The following is a 21,936-nucleotide window of genomic DNA, read 5'->3' as shown; positions in this document are numbered from 1 at the left end:
GTCAAAAGGCTCCAGGTGCACCAGAAACGGCACTGCAACAGTGCTGGTCGAAAATACGGTGCAATGACGCGGCACGGGGCGGGTTCACATGCTCGTTGCGCGTTTCCACACAGCCTCGGCCAAGAGCAGACATTGAGATATGCCTCATGATTGAGAATGACCAGATCGACGGCCTCGACGGGTGGTTTCAGCCCTGGAACGATCACAACGTCGAGACCAGACCCTTGGTCAGCGTTGGCGGGACCTACACCATCTACACCGGGCGCATGAACGAGGCGCAGCTTGCTGAGTTAGGCGCAATCCTCCTTGCGCTGCCAGGAGCGCAAAGCGGATCGATGAGCTTCTTTGCGACTTCGGAAAGTGCGGGACTGGAAGCTTCATTTGAGCCATCCGGGGTCACCGTGTCGGGCGAGGTATCAGCGAGCGAGTGGGAGGCTTGGGACTTCGCCTTTAGGAGCGCGGTCGAAGTTGCGAAGCTCCCCAGATTCGCCGCCTGACCAGACGTTTCTGTTCGGCCAGAAGCCGACCTTGCCTTCTCCATAAAAATTGATGAGCCCTGCAGAATTCATTGACGCGTACCGTCCCCTCGCACAGCGGCTGCGCGATATAACTGTCCCCGGCGCGGATCTATTCCCGCATCCAATCCCTGGGGCAACAGAGCAGCAATTGACTGAGGTGGAGAGCTACCTCGGTATCAGACTGGATGTGCAGCATCGAAATTTCCTGATGCACGCGAATGGGTGGCCTGATTTCTCGGGCACTTTTACCTTGCTTGGTACAGCAGACTTCCTTGGCTCGGATTTGATGAGTAAAGCCAAGGAACAGCTTCACATCATCTCGGGCGCAGCCTTGGGACGCTTTCGCTGGAAGAGGAATCGGCTACTTCCTATCGCTGTCAGTGACGGCACTCTGGACGTGTGGTGCATGCTGATCGAGAAAGGGCAAGTTCAGCCGCAGTTCATATGGTTCAACAACACCGAGCCAGACGAGTATGAGACGTTCAACGCATACTTACAGGCATGCCTCTCAAGCATGCCTGAGCACATTGCGCATTTCTCCGATCCCAACTGGGGGCGCCGTCCAACGGCAAGCTAACCTCTTAGCTGGAGTCAGGCAGTAAATCACGAACTTCCGCTCAGGGCCCGAACCAGCCGGTCACTCCCACGTGTCGACGCCCCGCACAAACCGGGGCTGATTAAATCTCGCTATTAATCCCAGCTCCACGCCTCAGATCGGATACGTACCCGGCAACAAGATCGACCGGTCCACCGTGTTGATATTGGTGTGCCCGCAAAACGCCATGGTGATGTCCAGCTCCTTCTGAATGATCTGCAGCGCGCGGGTCACGCCCGCCTCGCCAAAAGCGCCCAGGCCGTACAGAAAGCTGCGGCCGATCAACGTGCCTTGTGCGCCCAGCGCGCGGGCCTTGAGCACGTCCTGCCCGCTGCGGATGCCGCCGTCCATCCAGACCTCGATGTCCTTGCCTGCCGCAGCGGCGATGCCGGGCAGCGCGGCGATGGAGGACGGTGCGCCGTCGAGTTGACGGCCGCCGTGGTTGCTGACGATGAGCGCGTCGGCCCCGCTGTTGACGGCCAGGCGCGCGTCTTCTGCGTCCATGATGCCCTTGAGGATCAGCTTGCCGCCCCAGCGCTTTTTGATCCACTCCACATCGCCCCAGTTGAGCTGCGGGTCGAACTGCTCTGCCGTCCACGACGACAGCGATGACAAGTCGCCCACGCCCTTGGCATGGCCCACGATGTTGCCGAAGCTGCGGCGCTTTGTGCCCAGCATACCCAGGCACCAGCGGGGCTTGGTGGCCAGGTTGATGAGGTTCTTCAGCGTGGGCCGTGGTGGAGCCGAGAGGCCATTCTTGATGTCCTTGTGGCGCTGGCCCAAGATCTGCAGATCGAGCGTGAGCTGCAGCGCCGAGCAGTTGGCGGCTTTGGCGCGGTCGATGAGGCGTTCGATGAAATCGCGGTCGCGCATCACGTACACCTGAAACCAGAACGGGTGGTTGCCGGTGTGATCGGCCACGTCTTCGATGGAGCAGATGCTCATGGTGGACAGCGTGAACGGTATGCCAAACGCCTTGGCGGCCCTGGCCCCCAGGATCTCGCCGTCGGCATGCTGCATGCCGGTGAGGCCCGTGGGCGCAATGGCCACGGGCATGGCCACGTCCTGGCCGACCATGGTGGTGCGGGTGCTGCGGCCTTCCATGTTCACGGCCACGCGCTGGCGCAGCTTGATGCTTTGAAAGTCCGCCGTATTCGCGCGGTACGTGCCCTCGGTGTACGAACCTGAATCGGCGTAGTCATAGAACATGCGCGGCACGCGGCGCTCGGCAATGACGCGCAGGTCTTCGATGCAGGTGATTTTGGACAGGTTGGGCACGCAGACACTCCAGAGATAGATGGGTTTGGGGCAACAACACCCGCAGGGGCAGACAACAGACTACAGACAACACAGAACATCTGCCGCGCCTGGCCAGCACGTTCGGCACGTTCGGCAGGGATGCGCTGGATGGTAGGCACTTGTCCGGCGCCAAGCCATCAAAATTATTTGCGCGGGGCTGCAACAAATTTCCAGCGAATTGAGGTGCGGGGCGTGGGCCGCACAGCCCAGCGCGCGAGGCAGCGCCTGGTGCGTCACAGGCCAAAAACGCAGAAAACCCAAAAAAAATTCGAGCCTAAATAGCCCTTAGCGCTTGATACACAAGCGCTTTCAGCTATGTTTTTTATAGTTTCGCAGGCGTACCTGCGCACTTTTCCGGGTCACGCGGGTGCGAGAGGTCATTTGCCCGATGCGGTCATGTTGCCGACAGTCACCACCACGGGCTCAGTCTCGGGGCCCTGGTAGAGCATGAAGCGCATGCGCCCGCCGCGCTTGGCGGCGTACATGGCGCTGTCGGCGTGGCGCGACAGGGCGTCGAACGTGTCGCCGTGCTGCGGGTACAGCGCGATGCCGCCGCTCAGCCCCACCTGCAGCAGTTCCCCCGCCAGATCAAACGGCGCATTGCACGACGCCAGGATCTTGCGCGCCACGCCGCAGGCGGCCTCGGCGTTGTCCAGCCCCGGCAGCAGCACCACAAATTCGTCGCCGCCCTGGCGGCACACTGTGTCGGACGCGCGCACGGCGGCTTTCAGGCGCTGGGCAAACTGCACCAGCAGCAGGTCGCCCACGTCGTGGCCGAGCTTGTCGTTCACGTCCTTGAAGCCGTCCAGGTCCAGGTACATCACGGCCAGGCTCTTACCGTCACGCCGCGCCTGCGATATGGCCAGTTGTGCGCGGTCTTGCAGCAGCACGCGGTTGGGCAGGTCGGTGAGGGCGTCGTACTGGGCCAGGTGCGCCATGCGCTCGGCCATGGCGGCGGCCTCGGTCACGTCGCGCAGCACGGCCACGGCGCCGGTCACGTTGCCATGGCGGTCGGTGATGGGGCTGGCGGTTTCTTCGACCTGAAAACGCTGGCCGGTGCGGCGGTGCACCACCACGCCGCGCACCACGTCCACCACCGTGGCTTTCTGGATGGCGGCACGCAGGGGGCTGCTGAGCAGGTCGTCGTTGTCGGGGCTGCGCAGGGTAACGACCTCGTCCACGTTGTGGCCCGCAGCGTCAAAAGCCTGCCAGCCGGTAAGGCGCTCGGCCACGGGGTTGAGGTAGGTTACGCGGCTCTGCGCGTCTGAGCACACCACGGCGTCGCCGATGGACTGCAGCATCAGGCGCACGCGCTCTTTCTCATCGAACAGCTCGTCTTCCATGCGCTTGCGCTCGGAGATGTCGGTGGCCTGCACAAAAATGCCACGCACCAGCGCGCCTTCGATATCGGGCAGGTAGGACACCAGCGTATGGCGCGGCACGCCGTGGGTGTCGACAATGGTGCGCTCGAACACCTGGGGCTCGCCGCGCAGCGCGCGCTCCAGAAAAGGCCGGTTGGCGGCATACAGCTCCTGCCCCACCAGTTCGCTCATGTGCATGCCCGGGATCTTGTCGGGCGAGATGCCAAACCACTCAACGTAGGCCTGGTTGGCAAAACGGTTGTGCAGCTGCGCGTCCCAGTAGCCGATCATCGACGGCATGTTGTTGAGAATGGTGCGCACATCGTGTTCGGCCTCGCGCAAGCGGGCCGATACCTGCTGGCGCAAAGTCAGCTCGCGGACAAAAAGCGCGGCCAGGCCCAGGCAGGCCACCATCAGCAGCACCGCAAAGCTGCCCAGTACCCAGGCACTGGCGTACCACTTGGCCAAAATAGTGTGGGTGGACTGCGCCACGTTCAGGATCAGCGGGTAGTTGCCGACGGCGCGAAAGGAATACAGGCGCTCCACCCCATCCAGCGCGGCAATGCCCACAAACGAGCCCGAGCCCTCTTTCTGAAACCGCACGAGGTTGGGTGTGCCCGCAATGCTCTTGCCCACATCGACGTCACCGTACGGAAACCGCGATATCACCACGCCGTCCTGGCGAAACAGGTTGATACCGCTGTTGGCGCCGAGGTCCAGCGAGTCAAACAGTTCATTGAAATAGCTCAGCCGCACAGCGCCCACCACTACACCGGCAAAGCTGCCATCGGCGTGGAAATAGCTGCGAGCTATCGGCAGGATGTTGAGACCTGACACCCGCGACGGCAGCGGCTGGCCGACGAACAGGCCCTGGTGCCCGCCCGTAAGGAACGCCGCAAAATAGTCGCGGTCCGCCAGATTGAGCCGCCGGGGCACCAGAGAGCCCGAGTCCAGCACCACATTGCCCTGCGCATCCAGTACGAACACGTCACCCGCGCCGCGCGCGCGCAGCGAGTTGTCAAACACCACGCGGGCACGCAGATCGGGGGGCAGCTCCATCACCTCCGGTCGACTGACTTCGCGGGCCACCCCTTCCAGTGACTTGTCGAACGAGTCAAGCGCCCATCCCAGGCCTTGCTCGATGGTCCGCACCAGGTTGGCGTTGGTCTGCTCGGCGTAGGCCCACTCGTCAGTGCGGATGGTCCAGATGGTGCGTGCAAACAAACCACCGATGCCTAGCGACACGAGCAGCGCCAGCCAGATCAGGCGGTGTGAGAAGAACTGGCGAAACGAAGGCATAGCAATAATTTGTAACTATTTTAGACGGACACCTTGTGGGTGCCATGCCGTCAAGTCACACCGCATTCCTCGGGCTTGAGGCAGTCAATGCGCAGCACCCCTTGGTGGAGCGCCGACTGCACCCGCGCCGCGCACCTCCAGCCGTATCTCATCGAGCACCTGGCCCTGGGCGTTGGTAATTTGCACCACATGGCGCCCTGGCCAAGGCAACCAGGCCACCCGCGGGCCGCGGCCCAGGGGCTTGCCGTCCATGCGCCACAGCAGCACGCCGTCGCCGGTGGCGGTGAACTGCAGGCGCTGGCGCGTGGGGGGGATGTCCGGGTCCAGCGCAATCACCGTGCCAGACGTGGGGGCGGTGATGCGGGCAGCCGCGCCTGTCAAGGCTGCAGCCGCAGTAGCCGCAGTGGCCGCAGAGGTCGCCGTGGCTGCATTCTTTGAGTCTTTTTGGCCTCTAGCGCTTACCCCATAAGCGCTAAAAGCTCCTGTATCCATAGCAAATACGGCTTGCTGGGTGCCTGGCACAAACCATTCCTGGCGCGCCGCCTCCAGCGGTTGCGGGGGGCCAGCGCTCGCGCCAGTCACCATCGGCGCTGGGCCAAACCGCACAGCAGCCTGCACCAGGCCAGCCGGTGCCTTGGGCGCGCGGCTGGGTTCGCGTGCGTGCAAAAAGCCCATCACTGCCGACCAGATGGGCGCTGCGCCACTGGTGCCGCTCACGTCGTGCATGGCGGCACCGCTGGCGTTGCCCACCCACACGCCGACGGTGTAGCGCTCGGACCAGCCTACCGCCCAGTTGTCGCGCATGTCCTTGCTGGTGCCGGTTTTGACGGCCGTCCAGAAGCGTGTGGCCAGCACGCTGTCGGTGCCAAAGGTGCGGGCGCGTGCGTTGCCATCAGACAGGATGTCGCCCACGATGAAGGCGGCGCGGGCGTCCAGCGCAGGGGCAAAACGCGGCTTTGCAACATCCGAGAACGCTACGGCACTCGGCCATCCACCGTTAGCCAGGGTGCCCGCAACAGGACTGGCCCGCCCGCCATTGGCGAGCGTGCGATAGGCGTTGGTCAGGTGCAGCAGCGGCACCTCGGGGCTGCCCAGCGCCAGGCTGAAGCCAAAATAATCGCCGCTTTCGCGCAGCGGCATGCCCACCGCGCCCAGCTGCCGATGGAATGCGTCGGGCGTGACCATGACCAGCGTGCGCACCGCAGGCACGTTGAGCGATGCCGCCAGCGCCGTGCGCACCGACACCCAGCCCTTGAACTGCCGGTCGTAGTTCTGCGGGATGTACAGGCCGCTGGCGGTGGCGATGTGTGCGGGCGAGTCATCGACGAGCGAGGCCGCCGTCAGCCGCCGCTCGGCAATCGCCTGCGCGTACAAAAATGGCTTGAGCGTGGAGCCCGGCTGGCGCAGCGCCAGCACGCCGTCCACCTCACTGGCCTGGCTGAGCTGGCCCGACGAACCCACCCAGGCCAGCACCGCGCCCGTCGCGTTGTCCAGCACCAGCACCGCGCCGTCTTCGACATTGCGGCCCCGCAGCTCGCGCAGGTGCTGCGTGAGCGTCTGCACGGCAAACCGCTGCAGCGGCGCGCGCAAGGTGCTGGGTACGCGTTCGGGCACAGCGGCCCCATCTTTGAACCGCTGGCGCAGCAGGTAGCGGGCAAAGTGCGGCGCCACGCCCTCGCTCGCGTCGAACGCGCGGCGCTGCAAGGCGGCGGTGGTGAACAGGTCCAGCGCATCGCAGTCCACCGATGGGGCGGCTGCCTGCCCTGCACCCTTGGCACGCCGTGGCGCGGTGCCAGCGCTGCTGCCCTGCATGTCGCGCAGCACCCCACACGCCCGCTGCGCCACCAGCGCAGGCCGCGCATTGGGCGCGCGCACCAGGGCGGCGGCTACCGCCGCCTCGCGGTCGTCCAGCCCGTGCGCCGCCTTGCCAAACAGCGTGCGGCTCAGCGCGTCAATGCCCACCAGCTCGCTGCGAAACGGCACGAGGTTGAGGTAGGCCTCCAGGATCTGGTCCTTGCGCCAGCGCCGGTCCAGCACCTGCGCGGCCACGGTCTGCCCCAGCTTTTGCACCACGGTGCGCCCGCCGGGGCCCTGGCGCCAGTCGCCATCAAGCAAACCGGCCAGCTGCATGGTGATGGTGCTGGCCCCGCGCGTGCGCTGGTTCCACAGATTGCCCCAGGCAGCGGCCGATGCGGCGCGCCAATCCACGCCGCTGTGTTCAAAGAACCGCTTGTCCTCGCTCAGCACCAGGGCCGTGCGCAGGGCGGGCGACACATCGGCCAGCGGCACCCACTGGCCGCGCCGCACCGTGGCATCGGTGCGCAGGCGCTGCAGTACCTCGCCTTCGCGGGAGAGGATGAGGGTGTCAGACGGCTTGAAGTCGGATTGAACTTCATCAAACGAGGGGATGGCGCTTGCTGGCAAAGCGCAAGCAGCTATAAAAAATGCAGCAATACATCGCACAGCCTGCCCGCCGCGCCACCTGGCAACCGTGGGTAATGGCCACGAGCGCTCACTCATCCGGGTGCTCCCGATCAAACCGTTTCTCTGCCTCGGTCAGGTGACGCAGCAGCACATGCGATATCAGGTTGACGCCGATGCCGCCAAACACCACAGGCAGGACGTAGAGCGCAATCGACAGCTCGGAGATGAACACCGCGTCGTCAGCCAGTGAGGGCGTGCTTTTGGCCACAGCCGCCAGCGACTGCAGCAGGTACACATCCACGCCCGAGATGAGTATCAGCGCAACGCCAAAGCCCACCACCGCCGTGCGCGAGATGGAGCGGGTGGCCAGCAGCAGCCCGTAGATGCCCGCGGGCAGCACCACCGAAAAGACCACCAGCACCCAGAACCGCAGTTCGACAAAGACACTGAGGCTCATGGTGCGCGGCTGTAAGGGTGGCGGTCCAACCAGCGAAGCAGACAGGCGGTGGGCAAAGCGCGGCGAATCACTTCGCCGCTTCGACCTTGACCCGCGCGTTCGGCGCCTCGCCAAACATCTCGGGCGCATACATCGCCTCCACCCGGCTCGGCGGCAGCGCAAAGTCGCCCACGTTGTTCAGGCGCACGGTGTATTCCATCTTGACCGTGCCCTTGGGCAGGTACTCGTAGTAGCTGCGGAAGGACTCGAAGCTGCGCTCTTCAAACGCAGGCCAGCCCGCGCCGCTGCGGCGCTCGCCCTGCGTGGCAATGGCCGAGTCACGGCCCAGGCCGCTGCCCAGGATGGTGGCACCGCCCGGGATGGGGTCGGTGATGGCCACCCAGGTCATGTCGGCGCTGGCGTTGACCTCCAGCGTCACGCGCAGCACGTCGCCGCGCGTGTACTGGCCTGCGGGCAGCGACTTGTTGGCCTGCTCTACCGGCGTGATGGTCTTGGTGATGGCGTAACCCGCAGCAAAGGGTGCCTTGAGCTGGACAGCCGCCACGGACTGCAGCGTGAGCCAGGGCTTGCCGGGGCCTTGGTGGGCTACCGCCAGGTTCTCTTTGCCGCCTGCTTTGCCCCAGGCCAGGAACATGTCGTTGTTCTTGAAGTTGCCCGGCGATGCAGGGGCGCCGAACCATGTGGTCTGGTGTGCGGCGCCGCTGGCGTCTGTCGTCTTGATGCGCTCGACCTTGCTCCAGTCCACGGTGGCACTGTTGCCGTTCATGGTCGCCTTGGTGGTGCCGGAGACAGGCGTGGCCTCGAACTTGGCACTGAATTTCTCCAGCGCGAGCCCGCCCCACAGGTTGGCGGTGGTGGTGTGCCAGGCGCCCGCTTGTTGGCGGCTGATGAAGCCGTTGGCCAGGCGCCCCATGTCGTCCTTCCAGCTCGGGTCGTCCATGACGGCCAGCATCAGGCGGGCGGTGTTCACGTCGCCGTTTTGCATCAGCCACCACCAGTAGTCGTCCTGCTCGGTGCTGAAGATGAGCTTGGTGCCCTGGAACGACAGTCGGCTGCGCAGAACCTGCATGGCCTCGGCCAGGCGCTGGTCGCGCTGGGGCACATCAGCCACGCGCTTCAAGATGTTGACCCAGTCGATCACCGTGTGCGTGGGCCACTGGTTGGGGGCGATGGTGATGCTGCTCACCATGCGGCCCTGGGCCTTGCCGTAGCGCGAGAGCGCCTCCAGCGCAGCCACCTTGCGCATGTCCAGGTCCTTGCGGGGGCTCCAGAAGCTGCGCTGGATGCGGCCTTCCACAAACGCGATCAGGCCGCGTTCCATGGGCGCGCGGGCGGAGTCGGGCAATGCAAATGCAGGGTTGATGGACGACGCTTCATGCGTAGCAGCCAGCACATAGGCCGTGAGCGTGTCGCTGCCCCGGTTGCTATCGCCGTCGCGCGGCGGGAAATAGTTGGCCAGGCCGTCGCTGTCGAGGTAGGTGGGCAACTGCGCCACCACGGTCTGCCACAGCGCGCCGTCGCGCAGGCCCACGGCCTTGCTGGTCTTTTGCTCGAGGCAGGCAAAGGGGTAGCGCGCCCACCAGTCGCGCACACCGGGCAGGCCTTCGGCCAGCTTGGGCTGCAACGACATCTTGAGGCCGCCACGGCCGGGCAAGGCATCTGCAGGCGGGTTCACATCCAGGTTGAAGCTGCCGTCCACCTGAACCAGCGTGGCCTGCTGCACCGTGAGCGGCACGGCCGGGATGATGCGCTGGCGGGCTTTGAGCGCATCGCGGGCGCCGCCCACCGTGTCCTTGGCTTCGATCTCCCACAGGATGGATTCGGCGCGCGTTTGCGCCAGCTGCGCAGGGGCCGTCACGTTCCAGGCGACTTCACGCGCTTCTTCGGGCGGGATGTCGATGGTCTGCGGCTTCAAGTCCAGCAGCGTGGCGCGCGGCGCCACCTCGACCTTCATCGCCGTCTTGGTGGTGTTGCGCAGCGTGATCTGGGCGCGGAACTGGTCGTCCTCGCGCACCAGCGGCGGCAGGCCGCTGATGATCTGCAGGTCTTGCGTGGCGCGGATGCTGGCGCTGCCGGTGCCAAACATGCCGGTGGCGGCATCAGCCACGGCCACTACACGGAAGGTGGTCAGCGCGTCATTCAGCGGCACCGTCACCTTGGCCTGGCCGTTGGCGTCGAGCTTGAGCGCGGGCTCCCACAGCAGCAGGGTATCGAGCAGTTCACGCGTCTGTGCCCGGCCCCCGCCACCGCCTGCGGGCACGGCTTTTTTGCCGTAATGGCGGCGGCCGATGATTTCCATCTGCGCCGTCGAGGTCTCCACGCCCCAGCTGCGCCGCTGCAGCATCGATTCGAGCAGGTTCCAGCTGGTGTTGGGCATCAGCTCAAGCAGCGCCTGGTCCACGGCGGCCAGGGCCACCTCGGTGTTGGCGGCGGGTTTGCCGCCGGGCAGCGTGGCGGTGATGGTGACCTGCGCCTTGCCACGCACGGCATAGCTTTCCTTGTCCGTGGTCACCTTCACGTCGATCTGGTGGGCCGCGGTGCCCACGCGGATCTCGGCCACGCCCAGGCGGAACGCGGGCTTGGACAAATCCACCAGCGCGGTGGGCGCTTGGTATTCCTTGCCTTCGTACCAGAAGGATGTCCACCACTCGCGCGGCGCCTTGAAGCCCCAGGTGAAGAAGCTGTACCAAGGCACCTCACGCAAGCGGCCGCGCAGGGCCAGCACGCTCACGTACACGTTAGGGCCCCACTCAGGCTGGATCTTGAGGCTGACCGTGGGGTCTTGCCCGTTGAGCTGCACCACCTGCGTGTCGATGATGCCTTCGCGCTCGACTGCCACCAATGCAGTGGCAAAGCGGAACGGCATGCGCACCTGGAACTTGGCCACCTCGCCAGGCTGGTAGCTTTTCTTCTCGGGCAGCAGGTCGATGCGGTCGTGGTCTTCGCCGCCAAACCACAGCTCGCCCTGGCGCGTGACCCATACCGACGAGGCCGCCACGCTGGTGTTGCCGTCCTTGTCGGTGGCAGTCACCACCAGTTCCACCTCGCCCGGTTCGTCGAGCTTGGATTCGCACAGCAGCAGGCCGCGTGCGTCGCTCTTGCCGGTGCACAGCGTGCCCAGGTCCTTGGTTTCGGTCTGGTTGTCGTAGCTGTAGAAGCCGCCGACCATGCGCTTGCGTGTGGTGGTGGTGATGCGGGCGATGGCCTGCACCTGCAGCGATGTATCGGCCGCAGGCTTGCCGTTGTGTTGCAGCGCCAGTGCCTGGAAACGGATCTTCTGGCGGGCAGACACCCAGCCTTCGGTCTTGACCCCGGCCACCACGCCTGCGGGCCACAGTGTCTGGGTGCTGCGAATGGTTTGCACCTCGCCATTGGGGTCGGCGTAGGTGGCCTCCATCAACAGCTCTTGGGGCTGGCGAGCCTGGGGCACGTTGTCGATGGTGAGCTTGCCCGCGCCGTCCTTGTTCAGCGTGAGCGGCAGCTTGTCGGCAATCACGCGCGCATCCTGGCTGGCCGTGGCTTCTTCGTCGTCGCTGCTGGCGTTGGACTGGTCGCGCTTGCGCGGGGCGTTGAAGCTGAAGGTGTCGTAGTCGCTGTACTGCAGTGTCTTGCCACGCACCATGGCGGACACGCGCACCGGCAGATTGGCTGCGCCGCCACCGGCCACATAGTTGATCTGCACATCGGTGGGCACCGAGCGCACGCGCACCAGCGCTTTTTTGTCGGCGGGCGTGATACGCCCTTCGAGCACCGGCAGGCGGAACTCTTCGACCCGGAACTCGCCCGAGCCGAAGCTGCGTTCGCTGCCAGACTCGTTGCGCAGCTCCACCTGGTACACCCCCAGCTTGGCAGCGGGCGGAATGGCAAAGGTGTTCTGTGCACTCAAGCCGCCAGAGGCAGTGTCGCGCCAGGCCAGCGGCTGGGTGAACTGCTGGCCGCTGCCCACATGCGTGATGACCAAGGTGCCGGGCCGCGTTTTGGGCAGCGCAAATCCCTGGCGGGTTTCAGAGCGCAGCACGTGTTTCATCGACACCGTTTCGCCCGCGCGGAACAAGGTGCGGTCAAAAATGGTGTGGGCGCGCTCGTCGGGGCGGGGGCTGCTACTGGTGGGCACGTTAAAGCGCCAGGGCTCAATGCCACGCTGCCAGTCGCTCCAGGTGAAGGCCATGTCCTCCACCCCATCGCCACCCGTCTGGCGGGCGCTCACAAAGTAGGCGTTGCCGCCTTCGCCATAGTCGCCACCGTCGCTGCAGCGGCTGGGGTCGGGCGAGATGCCTTCGATGCGGGCGACGCCCTGTGCGTCGGTGATGGCGTTGGCCAGTTCGTTGCCGCGGCAGTCCGACACACGCACGGCAGCGCCTTGCACCGGCAGACCCTTGTCGAGGGTGGTGACCCAGGCCAGCGCGTTCTCGCGGCCCAGCTTGAAATGCACGCCCAGGTTGGTGACCAGCGCCGAGGTGCGCACATACATCGTGCGAGCGTCGCCATGACGCTCGTCGAGCAGCGAGCTACCCAGCCTTTGCGAGGCAATCTCCACCACATGGAAACCCGGCGACAGCGGGATGCCCACCACCTCGAACGGGCGCGGGTCATTGCTGGCGGGCTTGGGTAAATCGAGCGTCTTCACGCCCCCCTTGCCTGCCAGCAGCGACAGCATGCGCGACTGCACATAGTCCTTGTCGTTGTCCAGCACCTGGGGCAGCGGGCCGGTCACATCCTGGCGCGCCTGCTTGCGGTTGACCACGTAGCTGTCGTAGCGCTGCACCTTCTTGAACCAGGCAATGATGTCGGCGTCGGTGCGCGGCTTGAGGGTGCTGACCTTGCCTGCAGGGGCCGGGGCGGCACCGGGCTGCAGCCCCTGCACGCGCAGCGCGGCCTCGACATTGCGCAGCGTCACCGGCAGCAGCGCGGGCGGCTTGTCGGCCGCGGGGCCTTCGGCAAAACGCTCCACCACGCCAAAAGGTGCGGCCGCAAACTTGGCCAGCGGCGGCATGCCGCCTGTGGACACCTTCAGCGGAAAGTTGTCGGCGTTGCGCAGCGGGCGGCCCGAGGCATCCTTGAAGTCCTTGGGCAGCTCCAGCGTGAAGGCGGTGTTCTCAGACAAAGGTGCCGCAAACTGCACGCTGTTGACCAGCGCGTCAGCATCGGCCGGTTGCTGTCCCTCGGCATTGCCGTCGATCTGGGGCTTGAGGGTTTCCTTGGGCGACTTCAGGCGAATGGCTGCGGCCAGCTTGCGTGGCACCGGTGCGTTGAACGACAGCGACATGGGCCGGATGGGCAGGCAGGCGGCCTGGGCGTTTTCACGCTCGCAGCTGAACTCGGCGGCGAAGGGCTCGCGCACCTTGAAGTCAAAACGTTTTTCGACGGTGTTGGGTACCCCGCTGGGCGTGGCCACCCCTGCGCCGAACACAATTTGCATGCGCGACCCCGACGTGAGGCGGCGGTTGCAGGCCAACGTGGCGTACTGCAAAGGGTCTTGCGTGGCCCGCTTGTCCAGGCCCAGGGTTGTGAGGATTTCAGCGCGCTGTGGGCCGTCGATCAACCGCACTGGCACGCGTTCGCCCACACCCTCGGCCGTGCACCACACATTGGCCTGCACGCTGGCCAGCGTGGCGGGGCCGTTGAGCTGCAGCACAAAGAACTGCTCTTCGTCGATCTGCTGGTAGGTGCCGGGCCGGATGTTCTGCACATATGGGCCGCCACTATTGAATTGATAGCTTTTGGCGCCCGTCAGATCAGCGCCAGAGGCCGATTTGAACCCTGGTTTGACGGTGGCGGTGCAGCGCACACCCGGGGGCAGGTCACGCTCGAAGTCGAACACCCATTCGCGCTCGCCCGTCCAGCGGCCGGTGCCCTTGGTGGCATCGGCGTCGCTGCAGCTCAGGCTGATGGGCGCCGGGGCCTTGGGGTCGCCAAAATTCACCGCCGCAGCATCAAACTTGGTAACCACCTGGCGCACCCGCGCCACCTCGCCCTGCGGCGAAAAGCTGGTGATCTGCAACGCCTGCGCGTGCGTGGCCAGCAGCAACCCGCCCAGCAGCATCACTGTGCCGGCGGGGGCTTTCCCCCAAAGTGTTGTTTTCATTGTCTATCGCTCATGCCTGCAAGGGCTCTGAGCGTAGCCGATCCACCCGCTCAGGCGCCACCTTGAGCCGCCCGTCCAGAGCGTGAATGTGTGAGAAAGTGCTGCAGATGCGAGCACATGTGTGCGGCCTATACTCCCGCGCAACAATCAGCGCGGCCACGGCCGCGCACCCCGCGCAGGGAGGCGGGAGCACCACCATGGCAACACGTTCTATGGGCACGGACACCGCCGCCCAGCCCGCAAAACGGCCCGCGCCCTTCTGGCACCGGCTCAACACCTTCTTTGCCTTTCCGCTGCAGTCCAAGCCGTTGATGGTTAGCCTGCTGCTGGCATTTGCCAGCATGTTGTACCAGGCGATCTTCTTTTTGCCGGATGCGCTGGCGATCCTCATCGTGGAGATCGGCATCCTGCTGGCGGCATCGCGTTACGCCTTCAAGATCACGGCCCTGGGGTCGCGCGGTATCTACAACGCGGACGACTACCCCTCAGAACTGGACCCGGACTGGAAGAACCTGCCCTGGAAGCTGTTCGCCATCTTGATTGCCCAGTCCATCGTCGTAGGCTGGCTGCAGAGCCTGAGCCCCACGCTGGGCACGCTGGCCTGGCTGGCCATGTGCTTTTTGCTGCCGGCCACTCAGATCGTGCTGGTGCAGACCTGTAGCTTTACCGAAACCCTGAACCCCGCCAATGCCTGGAACGCCGTGCGCACCATTGGCTGGCCGTATCTGTTGCTGTGCCTGTTCCTCTTTCTGCTGAGCCAGGGCACGTTCATCGCGCTGGGCATGCTGCTGCCGGTTTTCAGTGGCTGGATTTTGCTGCCCATCATCAACTGGGTACTGATCTACTTCGCCTGGGTCATGGCCAGCCTGCTGGGCTACGCCATGTACCAGAACCACGAGGCCTTTGGCATTGCGCTGCTGCCCGGCGCGGGCCTGGACGAAGACGCCCCCCCGGTGGACCGTCGCAGCCCGCGCCGCATCGAGCAAGACGCCATTGATGCGCAAGTGGCCGCACTGATCACCGCAGGCGATCTGGCGGGCGCCCTGGGCGTGGCCTACGAAGAACAGCGCACCCGCGGCGAAGAAGTGGCCGCACAGCGCCGCTACCACCGCGTGCTGGCGCTGTCCGATAACAAGACCGCCACCTTGCTCGACCACGGCCTGCGCTACATCCCGCTGCTGCTGCGCTCGGGCCACGGCAGCGAAGCCCTCAAAGCCTTCCAGACCTGCCGCGCCAAAGACCCGAAGTTTGAGCTGCGCGATGCCACCGCTACCCTAAACCTGGCCAAAGCGGCCTGGAGCGCCAACGACGCCCAAGAAGCCATCGCCCTGCTGCAGGGGTTTGACCGCCGCTTCCTGGACCACGAGAGCGTGCCCGCCGCCTACGAACTGGTTGCCCGCGTGCTGCTGCAGGGAATGAACCGCGCGGACATGGCCTTGCGTGTGCTGGCCACGCTGGAATCACGGTATCCCGATTTGGAAGCGACGCAGGAGACGCGGTGGCTGCTGCGCAATCATGTGCCGCAGAAGGTGACAGGGATTGAGAGTGAAAATGGGCTGTAGCGCTTTCCAATAAAGCGCTGGTAGCTATTGTTTTTGTGGTATTCGAGGTTTCTTCAGGCCGTTCGGGCTGAGCCTGCCGAAGCCTTGGCGCCAATCAAATCAGCGCACCGATCCAAGGCTTCAACAGACTCAGCCCGCATGGCACTTGGAAAGCTATCAAAAATATAGCTATTAGCGCTTACTGGATAAGCGCTCAAAGCCAATTTCATTCAAATTCCCACTCCTACCTCAACCCCCGCAACGCCGCACTCCCCGGCGCCAGCTGCTCCAGTTGCGGCCCCAAAGCAGCCGCCTGCTCCCGCCGCCCCGCCTGGCACAGCGCCGACACCAGCATGCCCAGCGTGTCCCCCAGCTCGGGGTGCGTGGGGGCGGTCTTGTGCAGCGCGTTGAACAGCTTTTCTGCATCGCCCCACTGCTGCGCCCGCGCAAAGCGGCGTGACAGGCGGGCCATGTCTTCGGGCTGCAGACGGGCGCCGGGCTTGGCTTTGTCCAGGTAGGTGCAATAGCTGGTGTGCTGAAAATCAAGCGTCTGCGCATCGTGGGCTTGCAGGCGAAAGATACGGCGCGCGGAGCGGTGAAAGTCTTCGCTGTTGGGCCACAGGGATGCGGTTTTGAACCATGCGCTCAGCGCGGGCTGGTCTTGTGGGCGCAGTTGGGCGGCTGCGCGCCATTGCGACAGGGCCTTTTCAAACTGCATTCCTTGCGCCAGGCGCTGGGCATGGGCCACATGGGCGTCAAAGCCATCGTCTTCTTTCACGTCGTCCTGCGTCACGGGCACTTCCAGCGGCTTTTTACGCAGCAGCATGGTCAACGCCATCAGCGATGCACCCGTGACCAAGCCCCCCAGGTGGGCCATGTAGGCCACGCCCTGGCCGCTGAGCCAGTGCTGCAGCAACTCATTCGCAATCCACGCAGGCAGCAGCAGCAACGCGGGCGCCGTGACGTAGTTGAAATAGAAAAACAGCTGGTAAAAAAACCGCACCCGCCGCAACCGGTACAGCACGGCATACATGCCCATCAGCGCGGACACGGCGCCTGAGGCCCCGAGGCCATAGCTGCCCGTGCCCGCATAGGCCCAGCCCGCCAACAGCGACCCACCCAGGCCGCCCAGCAGATAGAACGCCAGGTACCAACCCCGCCCCAGAGCCAGCTCCACCGAAAAGCCGAACAGAAACAAAAACACCATGTTGCCAATGAGGTGCCCGGTGCTGCCATGCAAAAACGTGGCGGTAAGCCAGGTGACGGGATCGGGCTCGGCGTCCTTGGCGTAGCTTTGTGCCCACTTGCGCGTGAACGGCGCGGGCAGGCGCGCTTCGTACTGGCTGCGGGCGGTTTTCCAGTCGGCGTACTGCGGGTCTTCCTGTGGCATGAAGCCCGGGGCTTTCACGCGCTGCTGAAAGTCGTCTTCCTGCTCCATCCAGCGCAGCAGCATGCGGTGGTTGCCCGCCTTTTGCAGGGCCCGCGCCTGCTTGAGGTGTTTGTCGCCGGTTTCCTCCAGCCAGGCCACAAAACGCGGTACTTCGATGGCGGGCAAGGGGCTGGCCACGTAGAAGGTGGCGGCGCGGTCGCGGGCGTTTTCTTCGCTGCGCTGGGGGCCCCAGAACACCATCATGTTGACCAGGATCAGCAACACCGTCATCCACGGTGGGTTGCGCCAGCTGGGGCGGTGTTCGAGGGGGATGGCGTAGAACATGGATCAGTCTGGCAAGGGCGGCAACAGCCACCAAAAGAATGAACCCGTTCAAGGTCCTTTCCAGGCAGCGAGAGGGCGATAGCGTAGCAGCCGCCGGAACCCGCCCGTGTTCCGTGCTTCGGGTACTTTTGCTCAGGCGACCACGCGCAGATGGGGCTGCGTCCTACCCCGGGTTTGGTGCTGCGGGCCAACGATGTTGGCTTGTCTTCATTCATACCCCAGAACCCCTCAGGAGCGCCCATGGCACGAACCCCCACCTCGCGCGGCGCGGCATCAAAATCGCCGTCTGCATCGCCCTCTTCCACCCAGGCTGAAACCTACCGCGGCAATGCAGGCGAACTGCAGCAGCAAGCCGGTGGCAAACACCCGGTGCTGACCACGCAGCAGGGTATCCCGGTGGCAGACAACCAGAACTCGCTGCGCTCGTCCCCGCGCGGCCCTGGGCTGCTGGAAGACTTCATCCTGCGCGAGAAGATTACCCACTTTGACCACGAACGCATTCCAGAGCGCATCGTGCACGCGCGCGGTTCGGCCGCCCATGGTTTTTTTGAACTGACGCATTCGCTCAAGCAATACACCACCGCCAAGGTACTGACCGAGGTGGGCACACAAACGCCCGTCTTCACGCGTTTTTCGACTGTGGCGGGCGGCGCCGGGTCGGTAGACACCCCGCGCGATGTGCGCGGTTTTGCCGTCAAGTTCTACACGCCCGAAGGCAACTGGGACCTGGTGGGCAATAACATCCCGGTGTTCTTCATCCAGGACGCGATGAAGTTCCCGGACCTGGTGCACGCGGTGAAGATGGAGCCTGACCGGGGATTTCCGCAAGCGGGTAGCGCCCACGACACGTTCTGGGATTTTGTCTCGCTGATGCCCGAGACCATGCACATGATCATGTGGGCGATGAGCGACCGCACCATCCCGCGCAGCCTGCGCACGATGGAAGGTTTTGGCGTGCACAGCTTCCGGCTGTTGAACGCGGCGGGCGAGAGCACGTTTGTGAAGTTCCACTGGCGCCCCAAGCTGGGCATTCAATCCACCGTGTGGGATGAGGCCCTGAAGCTGCAGGCGGCCGACAACGACTTCCATCGCCGCGACCTGTTCGAGTCCATCGAGGCAGGTGACTTCCCTGAATGGGAGCTGTCGGTACAGCTGTTCACCGAGGAGGACGCCGAGCGCTTCCCGTTCGACCATCTGGACCCCACCAAGCTCATCCCTGAAGAGCTGATCCCGCTGCAGCCCATCGGCCGCATGGTGCTCAACCGCTGGCCCGACAACTTTTTTGCCGAGACCGAGCAGGTGGCTTTTTGCCCTGCCAACGTGCCACCGGGCATCGACTTCAGCAACGACCCGCTGCTGCAAGGCCGTTTGTTCTCGTACCTCGACACGCAGCTGTCGCGCCTGGGCGGGCCCAACTTTGCGCAGATTCCGATCAACGCGCCCAAGTGCCCGTTCCACAACATGCAGCGCGATGGACACATGCAAATGCAGGTGCCCAAAGGCCGCGTGAACTACGAGCCCAGCAGCTTGCAGAACGACACGCCGCGTGCATCACAAGCACAAGGCTTCCGGCACTTTGCGCAGGCCGACGACGGTGTGAAGGGCCGCGTGCGCCCCGAGAGTTTTGCCGACCACTACAGCCAGGCACGCATGTTCTTTCGCAGCCAAAGCCCGCTGGAGCAAGCGCACATGGCGTCAGCCCTGGTGTTCGAGTTATCGAAAGTAGCCACCGTGCACGTGCGTGAAGCCGTTGTGGGCCACCTGCAGCACGTGGACGCGGACCTGGCCCAGCGCGTGGCCAACGGCCTGGGCATGCAGGCTCTGCCGCCTGCGCCGCAGACGGCCGAGCCGGTGCAGGACCTGGCCCTGTCGCCCGCGCTGCGCATCATCGACCGCATGAAGCCCACGCTGCAGGGGCGGTGCATCGGCATTCTGGTGGCCGATGGCTCCAACGGCACCTCGGTCGCTAACCTGCGCAAGGCGCTGGAAAAGGTGGGAGTCACCGTCAAGATCGTGTCGCCCAAGGTGGGTGGGGCGGTGCTGAAGGACGGCACCCTGCTGCCCGCCGATGGACAGTTGGCAGGTACGCCGTCGGTGGTGTTTGACGCGGTGGCGTCGGTGCTGTCGCCCGACATGGGTGCCGTGCTGGCCAAGGAGGCTGCGGCGGTGGACTGGTTCCGCGATGCGTTTGGCCACCTGAAGGCGATTGCTGCCTGCAAAGGCACCCGGGCCATTTTGGAGGCCGGTGGCATTGAGCCCGACGCAGGCGTGGTGGACCCGGCCGACGCGCAGGGCTTTATCGCCGCCGCGCAAACCCGCCAATGGGACCGCGAGCCCAAGGTGCGCACGCTGGCATGAGTTGTTTTCTACCTGTTCTTTCATCAACCAAGGCAACCCAGGAGACCCATGATGTCCAAAGCCCGCTATGACAGCCAACAACTCAACGACCTGGTCATCCAGATGATGGAGACCGAACTCGGCGGCGAGCAGGTCTACCGCACCGCCATCGCCTGCGCCATCAATCCCGACCTGAAGAAGGAGTGGGAGGAATATCTGGAAGAAACCCTGACCCATCAGAACGTGGTGCGCAGCCTGTGCGACACCCTGGGGCTGGACCCGGACATGCAGACACCCACGCGCGCGGTGGTCAAACACATCGGCGAGTCGCTGGTGAAAGCCATGGAACTGGCGCAAAAGGGCGGCAAACCCGCAGCCGCCCAGCTGGTGGCCTGCGAATGTGTGGTGCACGCTGAAACCAAGGACCACGCCAACTGGGAGCTGCTGGGCAAGGTGGCCGAAGTGGCCACCGGAGACATCGGCAAGGCGCTGAAACAGGCCCACGAGGCGGTGGAGCAGGACGAGGACCACCACCTCTATCACACCAAGGGCTGGTGCCGAGAGCTGTCCATTGAAGCGCTGGGCATGCCTGCTGTGTTGCCACCCCCTGAAGAGGTTAAGAATGTGGAGACCGCCATTGGCGCATCACGCGCTGAACAGCAGCGCACGGCCATGCTGTAACCGTGCAGGCGCCCAAAGGAACGAGGACGATCAGCCCTGCGCACGCGGAGGGCTGGCCGGCGCGGTGGCAGTAGCGGCCGACGGCGCACGCGCCATGCCAGCGTCCCCCAGGTCTCCGGTAGCCCCCGATGCCTCAGCGAAGGTGGCAAGCCCCTTGCCACTGCGCTTGCTGGCATAGAGCGCGCGGTCGGCGCGGTCCATCAGCGCGGGCAGGGACTCCACCGCGTGCCCGTGGAACAGGGCCACACCGATGCTGGCGCCAATCAGCACGTGTTGGCCGTTGTCCAGCCCGATGGGAGAGGCCAGCGAGGCCAGCACCCGCTGGGCAGCGTCCATCGCGGCATCGGGCGACTCCACCACGTTGAGCACCAGTGCAAACTCATCGCCACCCAGCCGCGCAGCCGTGTCGCTGGCGCGCGCAATGCCCGCAAGGCGCTGTGCGGCACGCACCAGCACCTGGTCGCCGCTTGCGTGGCCCAGGTCGTCATTCACAGCCTTGAAGCCGTCCAGGTCCACCAGCAGCAAGGCGCCTGCGCGGTGGTCGCGGTGGGCAGCCAGCATGGCCTGCGAAATGCGGTCTTCAAACAAACGCCGGTTGGGCAGCCCGGTAAGCCGGTCGTGCGTGGCCAGGGCCAACACCTGCTGGTGTGCACGCATGAGCCGCGCACTCAGCAAGCCCACCACCAGCGCAAAGGCGTATGACAGCATCACAACCAGCGCCGGCGCGCGGCCTGCGGCCGCCCAGCCACCGGTGGGCACGGCACCCAGGGTCCAACTGCCGCCGCCCGGCAGGGGCACATCCAGCGTGGCCGGGGACTCGTCAAAAATCTGAGGCCGCCCGATGAACACCGCGCCCTGTGACCCCGTGGCGTCCAGGCCCCGCGCGGCAATCTGAAAACCCATCTGCTCGGTGGTGAGCCCCACGTCCGCAAACAGCGTGTCGGCATTGACCGTGAGCGACACAATGCCCCAGTACTTGGGCCCATCCACCGGCGCCCGCCCAGGAGGGTGGGCCAAAAACACCGGCGTGCGGCTGATGATGCCCAGACCGCCCTGTACAAGCGGAATCGGCCCCGCCACCACAGTGCGGCGCGTCTGGATGGCGCGCTCCACGGCGCCGCGTTGCTGCGGGTTGTCCAGGTAGCGCAGCCCCAAAGCGCGCTCGTTGCCCAGGCGCGGGTAGATGTCGCTGATGACGTTGTCCGGCGCCAGGGCCAGGTTGCGGATGTTGCGCTGATGCTCCAGCAGGCGCCCGACCACCGTGGAAAAGATCTCGGGGGTCATGCTGCCCTGGGCCGCCAGAAAGGCGGCCACCGTTTCGGGCACCGACAAAGTGCTCTGCAGTTGCCGGTCCAGCCGGTCACGGATCTGCAGCAGGTGGCTTTGCGCCTGCGCCGTGATCTCGGTGCGGGCCTTGTTGTGGGAGATATCGATCACCACCCAGGCCAGAACGGCAGCCAGCGTGCTGCTGCAAAGCCCCGCCGCCAGCGGCAGCAGTCGGTGGTGTATCCAGTTGGCAGGCAGATGGCGTGGGGGCATGGCGGGAGCGTACGACAGAAACCGGCTTGGAGGTTCAGCGATTTAACGGTGGCATGACGGGGCTGCGCCGAGCAGCACCGTTCAGC

The 21,936-nt window shown here is 65.0% G+C and carries 12 protein-coding genes; 5 read left to right on the top strand and 7 right to left on the bottom strand.

The genetic code is table 11. The features are described 5' to 3' along the window. Positions 1–146: 146 nt before the first annotated feature. Positions 147–497: a hypothetical protein gene (locus tag ACK4OE_RS04915; protein WP_409883435.1), complete on the top strand. Its 351-nt coding sequence runs from the start codon at positions 147–149 to the stop codon at positions 495–497. 52 nt (positions 498–549) lie between these two features. Next, positions 550–1,095, top strand: a complete 546-nt coding sequence (locus ACK4OE_RS04910; RefSeq protein WP_409883434.1) for an SMI1/KNR4 family protein — start codon at positions 550–552, stop codon at positions 1,093–1,095. Positions 1,096–1,227: 132 nt separating this feature from the next. Here the strand turns inward: ACK4OE_RS04910 and ACK4OE_RS04905 are convergent, their stop codons facing one another. The 5 genes from ACK4OE_RS04905 to ACK4OE_RS04885 form a co-directional block, all read right to left on the bottom strand. Beyond that, positions 1,228–2,391: an L-lactate dehydrogenase gene (locus tag ACK4OE_RS04905; protein ID WP_409883433.1), complete on the bottom strand. Its 1,164-nt coding sequence runs from the start codon at positions 2,389–2,391 to the stop codon at positions 1,228–1,230. A 398-nt stretch (positions 2,392–2,789) separates the two neighbouring features. Next, a complete protein-coding gene (locus ACK4OE_RS04900; protein ID WP_409883431.1) occupies positions 2,790–5,072 on the bottom strand; it encodes a diguanylate cyclase domain-containing protein in 2,283 nt (760 codons plus the stop codon). 84 nt (positions 5,073–5,156) lie between these two features. Next, on the bottom strand, positions 5,157–7,592 hold the full coding sequence (pbpC, locus tag ACK4OE_RS04895) for a penicillin-binding protein 1C (RefSeq protein WP_409883429.1): 2,436 nt from the start codon (positions 7,590–7,592) through the stop codon (positions 5,157–5,159). Beyond that, complete coding sequence (locus ACK4OE_RS04890) at positions 7,585–7,953, bottom strand: hypothetical protein (RefSeq protein ID WP_409883427.1); 369 nt, start codon at positions 7,951–7,953, stop codon at positions 7,585–7,587. The genes pbpC and ACK4OE_RS04890 overlap by 8 nt, the downstream gene beginning before the upstream one ends. A gap of 67 nt (positions 7,954–8,020) precedes the next feature. Continuing rightward, complete coding sequence (locus ACK4OE_RS04885; protein ID WP_409883426.1) at positions 8,021–14,038, bottom strand: alpha-2-macroglobulin family protein; 6,018 nt, start codon at positions 14,036–14,038, stop codon at positions 8,021–8,023. A gap of 197 nt (positions 14,039–14,235) precedes the next feature. Between ACK4OE_RS04885 and ACK4OE_RS04880 the strand changes: the two genes are divergently transcribed. Beyond that, positions 14,236–15,600, top strand: a complete 1,365-nt coding sequence (locus ACK4OE_RS04880) for a hypothetical protein (RefSeq protein ID WP_409883425.1) — start codon at positions 14,236–14,238, stop codon at positions 15,598–15,600. A 223-nt stretch (positions 15,601–15,823) separates the two neighbouring features. Here the strand turns inward: ACK4OE_RS04880 and ACK4OE_RS04875 are convergent, their stop codons facing one another. Next, complete coding sequence (locus ACK4OE_RS04875; RefSeq protein WP_409883424.1) at positions 15,824–17,293, bottom strand: rhomboid family intramembrane serine protease; 1,470 nt, start codon at positions 17,291–17,293, stop codon at positions 15,824–15,826. A 240-nt stretch (positions 17,294–17,533) separates the two neighbouring features. On the opposite strand from ACK4OE_RS04875, the gene ACK4OE_RS04870 reads away from it, so the two are divergent. Next, entirely contained in the window at positions 17,534–19,651 is a 2,118-nt protein-coding gene (locus ACK4OE_RS04870) for a catalase (protein ID WP_409883423.1), read from the top strand. Between the two features lie 51 nt (positions 19,652–19,702). Further along, positions 19,703–20,311: a hypothetical protein gene (locus ACK4OE_RS04865; RefSeq protein ID WP_409883422.1), complete on the top strand. Its 609-nt coding sequence runs from the start codon at positions 19,703–19,705 to the stop codon at positions 20,309–20,311. Positions 20,312–20,341: 30 nt separating this feature from the next. On the opposite strand, the gene ACK4OE_RS04860 is transcribed toward ACK4OE_RS04865, so the two are convergent. Next, complete coding sequence (locus ACK4OE_RS04860; RefSeq protein ID WP_409883420.1) at positions 20,342–21,850, bottom strand: diguanylate cyclase domain-containing protein; 1,509 nt, start codon at positions 21,848–21,850, stop codon at positions 20,342–20,344. Positions 21,851–21,936 lie beyond the last annotated feature (86 nt).

Source organism: Acidovorax sp. (assembly GCF_046314175.1).
GTDB lineage: Bacteria > Pseudomonadota > Gammaproteobacteria > Burkholderiales > Burkholderiaceae_C > Acidovorax.
The sequence above is the reverse complement of the archived record's forward strand: the minus strand, read 5'-3'. Positions and strand labels throughout refer to the sequence as shown.